Genomic DNA, 7,634 nt, shown 5'->3' with positions numbered 1-7,634 from the left:
ATTTTTGAATGTTTTCAGAACCACGGTAAATTTCAATCTCATATTACTGCCCAGCCTGAGAATATCGTGTTACAGCACGACTTTCCACCAAAGCACCTGTAATTTCATGATTAGATCGCACAGGAAGCCGATTTTTGACGGTCAAGTCTTTCAAAGGTTCACTGGGATGCGTAAAATGCCCCGATTAAATTTTCCCAGTAAATGTAATAAGTGTGGAACGAGCATGACCGATTGGCAAACCGCTTTAGCTGAAATTAAACGGGGTACGGATGAGATCCTGCCTGAAGAAGAGTTAATTGAAAAACTCAAGTCAGGCAAGACGCTGACCATCAAGGCTGGTTTCGATCCTACGGCACCAGACTTACATTTGGGTCACACCGTCCTGATTAATAAACTTCGCACCTTTCAGCAGTTAGGCCATAACGTTGTGTTCCTGATCGGTGATTTCACCGGTCTTATCGGTGATCCTACCGGTAAAAATGTGACACGCAAGCCTTTAAGCAAAGAACAGGTATTGGAAAACGCTAAAACGTATCAGGAACAGGTATTCAAAATCCTCGATAAAGAGAAAACGCAGATTCGTTTTAACTCTGAGTGGATGGATGCACTGGGTGCGGCTGGTATGATCAAACTGGCGGCCAGCCAGACGGTAGCCCGTATGCTTGAGCGTGATGACTTCAAAAAGCGTTACAATGGTGGTCAGCCAATCGCTATTCACGAATTCCTGTACCCGCTGGTTCAGGGTTATGATTCTGTTGCACTGAAATCAGATGTTGAGCTGGGCGGTACTGATCAGCGCTTTAATCTGTTAATGGGCCGTGAGCTGCAAAAAGAGAACGGTCTGAGCCAGCAGGCGGTAGTGATGGTACCACTGCTGGAAGGTTTAGACGGCGTGCAGAAAATGTCTAAATCGCTGAATAACTACATCGGTATTACTGATGCGCCGAACGATATGTTTGGTAAAGTGATGTCGATTTCTGATGATCTGATGTGGCGTTACTACGACCTGCTGAGCTTCCGTCCTCTTGAAGAAGTGGCAGAACTGAAAGCGAAGGTTGAAGCCGGTGCGAACCCCCGTGATATCAAAATTGAACTGGCAAAAGAGATCATCGCCCGTTTCCACGACGAAGCTGCAGCAGAAGGTGCGCATCAGGACTTTATTCAGCGTTTCCAGAAAAACGCCATCCCTGATGACATGCCGGAAGTGTCTGTTGCCATGGAAGCTGACGGGATTGCCATCGGTAACCTGCTGAAAGAAGCGGGGCTGGTGGGTTCTACCTCTGATGCCATGCGTATGATTAAGCAGGGCGCGGTGAAGATTGACGGTGAAAAAGTCGAAGATACCCGTCTGGTGATCACAGAAGCCGGTGAAGCCGTGTATCAGGTGGGTAAACGTAAGTTTGCCAGAGTTACACTGACAGCATAATTTTCCGGTGTCCGCCGCAGAAATAAGAAAACCCGCATGATTGCGGGTTTTTTAATGGCTGTTGATGTGTATTTACCGTAGCGGGCAGTGGCTGATTACGGAAATACAATCATCATTTCTGCCCCTTCGCATTCACAATAACCGGGACAAACAGGGCAATCATAGCCTTCATGGATGGAAGCATAACGCCATTTGCCGGGGTGTCTGGCAATCAGTTTACCGCCGTTTTTACTGAAATAACGAAAGGCACTGTTACCCGGACTACCCAGCCAGATATGCGCCAGGCCCGCCAGGGCACCCTGTTCCTTCGCTTTTTGTGTGGCGATTTCCAGCAACCGGCTGCCAATGCCACATCCCTGCAGACGATCGTCTACCGTATTACATTTGAAATAACACACCCGTGACGGATCCACCGGCCACTCTGCCACAGAACACCATTCGTCAGGCTGCCAGTGGGAGTGGGCAAAGGTCAGTCTGAATCCGGCGATCTCACCGTTGTACAGAGCAACGTAGCTGGCATTAATATTGTCGTGCCAGCCCTTATGATACATTTCTTCCAGAGAGAAATGAGACAGATAACCGTCACCCTGAATGCGGTTGCCTAATAACAACACGCCTTCAAAGTGCTCCGGCGCAAGGGGGACGTAAGTAATATCGCTGGCTGATGGCTTATTGTTTTTCATTTTTTATTATCTTTTATGCCATCCAGATGGAAATCCAGTGCTTCAACAGAGATCAGGATTTCCCGCACAGACATCCACAATGAATACATCAGACACACCAGACTGGAGGCGAATATCCAGTTTCCGGCCAGCTGATACGTCAGGTAAATGGCAAGCATGGATAAGACACACAGGAAAAAGCTGACAACACCGGCTATCTGCATGCGTTTTATGAATAAAATGCGCTGGCGCAGGTTACGGATTTGCGCCTGTGTGTTTTCGTCGCGGTTTTCACGGGCAAAGTTACGGATTATCGTTGCCAGTGTCAGGAAGCGGTTCGTGTAAGCCAGGAGCAACAGTGAAATCGCCGGAAACAACATGGCCGGCGTAGCAATATCTATCTGCATTGACGTATCTGCTTAAAATGAAAGCGCGGAATACTACCAGCTTAATCCGGTTTCTGCCATACAGGCAAGCAATCACATTCTCTCTACGGGCAAACCGGCTTCTGTCCAGCCCAGCATATCGCCTTCAAGGTGACTGATACCGGTGAACTGCTTCTGTTCCAGCATCTGCATTGCTATTTGCGCCCGACGCCCGGAGCGGCAGTAAATAATGATAGGTTTGTCTTTGGCATCATTCAGCTGTTCCACATAGTCGCCGATGGCTTCGTGAGGCATGTTGATGGCGCCGGGAATATGGCCGTCAGCGTATTCCTGCGGAGTACGCACGTCGATGAGTAACCACTCGTCGGCTTTCACTTTTTCCAGCATGAAAGGCGTTGCCTGAACTGAGCGGAATCCGTCGGCTTCGGCTTCTTTTGGCCAGTAAAAGGTTGTTGCAACAACGGCAACGATAATAAGAGCAGAAACAACAATGATTTTGCGCATGAGGTAATCCGTCACTATGTTCCGTATATCTGTTTTAACCTGTGTTTCCGGTGCAGTGTACACTATTTGAACAAGGCGTGCAGAACCCTTTTACATCCCGGGCAGTTTGCACAGTATTAAAAAGCATATAGTGCGTGCAGGGCAGAAAAGATCACAACAGTGATCCCCAGCAGCAGTAAAACCGCTCTGGTAACAGCCTGACGACAATGTGTCATGTCTGAAAAGCGTACCTCGCGGTGGCCGCCGACCCGGCTGTACCGGATCATATTCCCTGAGTAAATGGCCGGGCCACCCAGCCGGATCCCTAAGCTCCCGCCACATAACGCCAGCAGCAGTGAGGTGCTGTCTCTGGATCTTGCCTGTGAGAGCGCTTTAAATCCGGCAACCGGATGTGTTGACAGTGCCAGTAATATTGCACCGGTAAATGCAGGGACCAGCGAGAGCAGCCGGGTGACCCTGCGAACGGGCAGGGCAAACCAGTAGAAGCCGGGGTTTCGCCAGTGCCACTGCCAGCTGAATAAGAGCAGCAGACGATACAGCAGTGCTGCCACCGGACCGGCAATCAGAAACCAAAAAACCACACCGCAAAACTGGTAGCAGAACCTGAGCAGTAAACTTTCCATGCCAGCTTTAGCAATACCGATATCTGACAGACGAGCACAGTCGCGGGCGACGAAGTGGGACACCATTTCTCTGGCAAGGACTTTCTTTTCTCTGCCAAGGGCGGTGACGACAGCATTGTAGTGCCATCTCACCTGAGCGAAGTCCATGACGCAGAGCAAAATGACTGCTTCGAAAAACAGCGGATATTCAGCCATGGTAACCAGCAAACCGGTAAGCACAGTGAAAGGCACGATAAGTACAATGGCACCCAGTGCGCCGGATATCCGGTGTTGGGAAGGGCTGTCAGTGGATTTGGGTTTTACTTTTGTCGCCATCCCGGCCGCCAGCAGGCGGAATACGGTTAACGGGTGGTATTTGGGAGGCCAGCGCCAGAGGCTGTCGATGGCGATAACCACCAACAGCAGGGCGAGATTTTGTAATAAGGGGCTGTGGAGCAGGGCGTCCATGCTTAACACTATGCTCAGGCCAGACGGGCAATCATTCCCATAACCAGTTCAGCAGAGTGCTTCGCTGCGGTTTCCAGATATGCCTCGAAGGACACTGATGATGTCTTGCCGGCGATATCAGACAAAGAACGGATCACCAGAAACGGTGTTTCCAGCATAAAACAGGTTTGTCCGATGGCTGCGCCTTCCATTTCACAGGCCTTCATTGCCGGAAAAGTGTCTTTAATTTTCTGTGCCGCTTCATCTGAACCGACAAAGGAATCGCCGGTACAAATCATGCCAGTGGTGTTCTGGATATGGGTGATGTCCTGTGCCGCGGCGGTAGCAGCTTCAACAAGCCGGGGATCGCAGTCGTATTGTGGCGGCATACCGGCACATTGCCCAAGTTCATAACCAAAATGGGTAATATCCACATCGTGATATTTCACTGCACTGCCGACGACCACATCACCGATATTCAGCGCCGGATCGAAGCCGCCGGCTGAACCGGTATTAACAACATAATCAGGCGTGTATTGCTCGATAAGTGCTGTTGTGGCAAGGGCTGAAGCAACTTTACCAATACCGCATTTTACCAGCACGACTTCAGCGCCATGCAGGGTGCCGGTGTAAAAGGTCAGATGTTTCCACTGTCGGGTTTCACAATCTGTCAGAGTTGCCTGTAACAGTGCAATTTCCTGATCCATTGCGCCAAGAATACCGATTTTCATAAATATGTTCCGTCGATGTACCGCCCGGCGAACTGGGTGTGCGCGGGTCCGTTAAGTCATGATTGTTAATGGTAATATGAAAGTGAAGAAACTGACAGAAATTAGGGGAAAATGGGTCGGTACCTTGGGGAGAATACCGACCCGGAGAGTAAAAGGTAAATTAAGCAGCCGCTGCCCGGCTTGAACGCACCGGACGTGTCGGGCGTTTATTCGGTGCAGGGTTAAGCGTCGGCGCCTGTGCAATACGTTGCTGTTTGCGGCGGTAAGGCACCAGCTTGCTTTCGATACATTCGCGGATCTCTTCAGTGGTATAACCGGTTTTCACCTTAATGCGCACATGAGGCAATCCTGCTGCATCCAGCGCGCCGCTGACAAAAAAGTCGCGCTGGGATTTGTATTTGTTCTTGCCATCGTTATAAACAAGGTCGATAGCCATAACAGGCGTCATGTCGTCGCGGTCACACAACACGTAATCCAGTTGCCTTGACGACGCCCGTGACATGGCGCTGGAGCCCTGCTTTTTACTGGCTTTTGCTCTTACTGCCAGTACATCGCTCAGGCGAACCCTGCAAACGATGCGGAATTCACGGCCCACTGCCTGCTCAATCAGTTTCAGAAAATTATGTTCTACCGGTGTGAACAGCTGAGGTTTACTGCGAAAAGGAAAGCTTACACCGCTGTCCGACAATTTCATGGCGCCCAGAGCCACCACAATCAGTAACATCATTAAAATTATAGCCAGTTCCATATTGATCCCCGCGAAAGCAAAATCACATACGTCAAAAAAGTGACGTTTTGTGTCGTGAATTAGTCAACAAGCTGGATTTTGCAAAGGGAGTGCCAGACCGCTAGAAATTCGCAAAGTCGGGAGATCGTCCGGCACCAGATAGCAGGGAGGAGGCTGACAGGTCTCAGTTGGCCTTAACAATCATCATATCTACCTGAGAACCTTCGTGATCAGGGGAAATGATGACCCGCACACTGTCGTTCGCAGCAGTGAGTAACGTTCTGCCCTGTACTGTTGCTGCGACCTGCATACCGGGATACTGCGCCGTGTAGTAGTCGATGAGTGTTTGCTGTGGTGTCGCGGAATAAAACACCAGTGTCGCAGGCAATCCGCTGTCGAAAACCTGACATTGCTTTGCGTCATCCGGCATGGTCAGCGTGTGAAAGTCTGCCGGACAGGCTGATGTGTCAGGGGCTGCTGCCACAGATAAAGAAGCCGTACACAGCAAAGTCGCTGCAATCATACTGCACGTCTTTTTGTTCATTTTTACTCTCCCTTCATTAAGCGGAATGGATGCTTAACAGATGAGTAAAACTATAGGCAAGAACCCCTGAAGCGGCAATAAAGCATAGGTATACCGGCACGCACTCAAGTATCGGCGGCTGATCTTCAAAAACGAAAAAAGCCACGGAATTTTCATCCCGTGGCTTTTGTTTTTTGCTTTGAGCCGTATTACACGCCGAGGTAATCCATGATGCCGTCAGCCGCTTTACGGCCTTCGTCAATGGCGGTTACCACCAGATCGCTGCCCCGAACCATATCGCCACCGGCGAAGATTTTCGGGTTAGCAGTCTGATAAGCGTACTTACCACCGGCAGGGGCGATAACACGACCTTTTTCATCCAGGATAATACCGTAGTCAGCAAACCAGCTGGCAGGGCTTGGCTGGAAACCGAAGGCGATGATAACCGCATCAGCTTCAAGCACGTGCTCTGAACCTTCCACCTCAACAGGACGACGACGACCGTTGATGTCCGGCGGACCCATTTCAGTTTTAACCAGTTTAACACCGGCTGCAGTGCCTTCACCGGTCAGCGCGATATCCAGCGGTTGTACATTGAAGACGAATTCCACACCTTCTTCTTTCGCGTTCTGTACTTCCTTGCGTGAACCGGGCATGCTTTCTTCATCACGACGATAAGCACAAATTACGCGTTTTGCGCCCTGACGGATAGACGTACGTACGCAGTCCATAGTGGTATCACCACCACCCAGCACAACAACGGTTTTGTCTTTCATGTCGACAAAATCAGCAGGATCTTTTTCCAGCCCCATTACGCGGTTAGTATTCGCAATCAGGAACGGCAGGGCATCGAAAACGCCTTCAACGTGCTCATTGTCGAATCCGCCTTGCATGGACTTGTACGTACCCATACCGAGGAACACTGAATCGTATTCATCAAGCAGCGCCTGGAAGTCGATATCTTTACCGATTTCAGTATTGAGTCTGAACTCCACACCCATTTCGGTAAAAATTTCACGACGACGTTTAATCACGTCTTTTTCCAGCTTGAACGAAGGAATACCGAAGGTTAACAGGCCGCCGATTTCTTCGTACTTGTCGAAAACAACCGGCTTCACACCGTTACGTACCAGAATGTCTGCACAAGCAAGACCTGCAGGACCGGCACCAACGATAGCGACTTTCTTGTCTGTCCAGACTACGTCAGACATATCCGGACGCCAGCCCATTTCGAAGGCGGTGTCGGTGATGTATTTTTCAATACTACCGATAGTTACGGCACCGAACTCATCATTCAGCGTACAGGCACCTTCACATAAACGGTCCTGCGGACACACGCGGCCGCAGACTTCCGGCAAGCTGTTCGTTTTATGAGAAAGTTCTGCCGCTTCAATAATACGACCTTCATTCGCAAGGCTCAGCCACTGCGGAATGTAGTTGTGAACCGGACACTTCCACTCGCAATAAGGGTTACCGCAGTCCAGGCAGCGGTCTGCCTGGCCTTCGGTTTGAGATTGCGTTAACGGTTGATAAATTTCAGCGAACTCACCCTTACGCACCATGATAGGTTTTTTCGGCGGGTCAATCCGTTCAACGTCAACAAATTGGTATACATTTTTAGCCATT

9 protein-coding genes are annotated in these 7,634 nt (G+C 50.0%); 1 reads left to right on the top strand and 8 read right to left on the bottom strand.

Annotated elements, in window-relative coordinates; all coding sequences use genetic code 11:
- Positions 1-223: 223 nt before the first annotated feature.
- The gene (gene tyrS, locus ACXAH4_RS14795; RefSeq protein ID WP_119502292.1) at positions 224-1,426 is read left to right on the top strand and encodes a tyrosine--tRNA ligase; all 1,203 of its coding nucleotides are present in this window, start codon (positions 224-226) and stop codon (positions 1,424-1,426) included.
- A 95-nt stretch (positions 1,427-1,521) separates the two neighbouring features.
- On the opposite strand, the gene ACXAH4_RS14790 is transcribed toward tyrS, so the two are convergent.
- The 8 genes from ACXAH4_RS14790 to ACXAH4_RS14755 all read right to left on the bottom strand — a co-directional run bounded on the left by ACXAH4_RS14790 (position 1,522) and on the right by ACXAH4_RS14755 (position 7,633).
- Entirely contained in the window at positions 1,522-2,109 is a 588-nt protein-coding gene (locus tag ACXAH4_RS14790; protein ID WP_474867146.1) for a GNAT family N-acetyltransferase, read from the bottom strand.
- The gene (locus tag ACXAH4_RS14785) at positions 2,106-2,495 is read right to left on the bottom strand and encodes a DUF2721 domain-containing protein (RefSeq protein ID WP_119502290.1); all 390 of its coding nucleotides are present in this window, start codon (positions 2,493-2,495) and stop codon (positions 2,106-2,108) included. The genes ACXAH4_RS14790 and ACXAH4_RS14785 overlap by 4 nt, the downstream gene beginning before the upstream one ends.
- Before the next feature lie 72 nt (positions 2,496-2,567).
- Complete coding sequence (locus tag ACXAH4_RS14780) at positions 2,568-2,978, bottom strand: rhodanese-like domain-containing protein (protein ID WP_119502289.1); 411 nt, start codon at positions 2,976-2,978, stop codon at positions 2,568-2,570.
- A 116-nt stretch (positions 2,979-3,094) separates the two neighbouring features.
- Positions 3,095-4,048 (bottom strand): cobalamin biosynthesis protein CobD/CbiB, encoded by a 954-nt coding sequence (locus tag ACXAH4_RS14775; RefSeq protein WP_474882436.1) that lies wholly within the window; start codon positions 4,046-4,048, stop codon positions 3,095-3,097.
- 14 nt (positions 4,049-4,062) lie between these two features.
- On the bottom strand, positions 4,063-4,758 hold the full coding sequence (locus tag ACXAH4_RS14770) for a 5'-methylthioadenosine/adenosylhomocysteine nucleosidase (RefSeq protein WP_474882434.1): 696 nt from the start codon (positions 4,756-4,758) through the stop codon (positions 4,063-4,065).
- Positions 4,759-4,918: 160 nt separating this feature from the next.
- Positions 4,919-5,506 (bottom strand): DUF2726 domain-containing protein, encoded by a 588-nt coding sequence (locus ACXAH4_RS14765; RefSeq protein WP_474882432.1) that lies wholly within the window; start codon positions 5,504-5,506, stop codon positions 4,919-4,921.
- A gap of 163 nt (positions 5,507-5,669) precedes the next feature.
- Positions 5,670-6,029, bottom strand: coding sequence for a hypothetical protein (locus tag ACXAH4_RS14760; protein ID WP_119502285.1), 360 nt, complete (start codon positions 6,027-6,029; stop codon positions 5,670-5,672).
- Between the two features lie 188 nt (positions 6,030-6,217).
- Positions 6,218-7,633, bottom strand: a complete 1,416-nt coding sequence (locus ACXAH4_RS14755; RefSeq protein ID WP_119502283.1) for an FAD-dependent oxidoreductase — start codon at positions 7,631-7,633, stop codon at positions 6,218-6,220.
- Position 7,634 lies beyond the last annotated feature (1 nt).

The organism is Alteromonas sp. ABV2_168 (genome assembly GCF_056161165.1).
The sequence above is the reverse complement of the archived record's forward strand: the minus strand, read 5'-3'. Positions and strand labels throughout refer to the sequence as shown.

Coding starts and splice junctions, on each gene's coding strand:
- ACXAH4_RS14790 (WP_474867146.1), bottom strand. CDS start 2,109: ATGAAAAACAATAAGCCATCAGCCAGCGATATTACTTACGTCCCCCTT.
- ACXAH4_RS14775 (WP_474882436.1), bottom strand. CDS start 4,048: ATGGACGCCCTGCTCCACAGCCCCTTATTACAAAATCTCGCCCTGCTG.
- tyrS (WP_119502292.1), top strand. CDS start 224: ATGACCGATTGGCAAACCGCTTTAGCTGAAATTAAACGGGGTACGGAT.
- ACXAH4_RS14785 (WP_119502290.1), bottom strand. CDS start 2,495: ATGCAGATAGATATTGCTACGCCGGCCATGTTGTTTCCGGCGATTTCA.
- ACXAH4_RS14765 (WP_474882432.1), bottom strand. CDS start 5,506: ATGGAACTGGCTATAATTTTAATGATGTTACTGATTGTGGTGGCTCTG.
- ACXAH4_RS14755 (WP_119502283.1), bottom strand. CDS start 7,633: ATGGCTAAAAATGTATACCAATTTGTTGACGTTGAACGGATTGACCCG.
- ACXAH4_RS14770 (WP_474882434.1), bottom strand. CDS start 4,758: ATGAAAATCGGTATTCTTGGCGCAATGGATCAGGAAATTGCACTGTTA.
- ACXAH4_RS14760 (WP_119502285.1), bottom strand. CDS start 6,029: ATGAACAAAAAGACGTGCAGTATGATTGCAGCGACTTTGCTGTGTACG.
- ACXAH4_RS14780 (WP_119502289.1), bottom strand. CDS start 2,978: ATGCGCAAAATCATTGTTGTTTCTGCTCTTATTATCGTTGCCGTTGTT.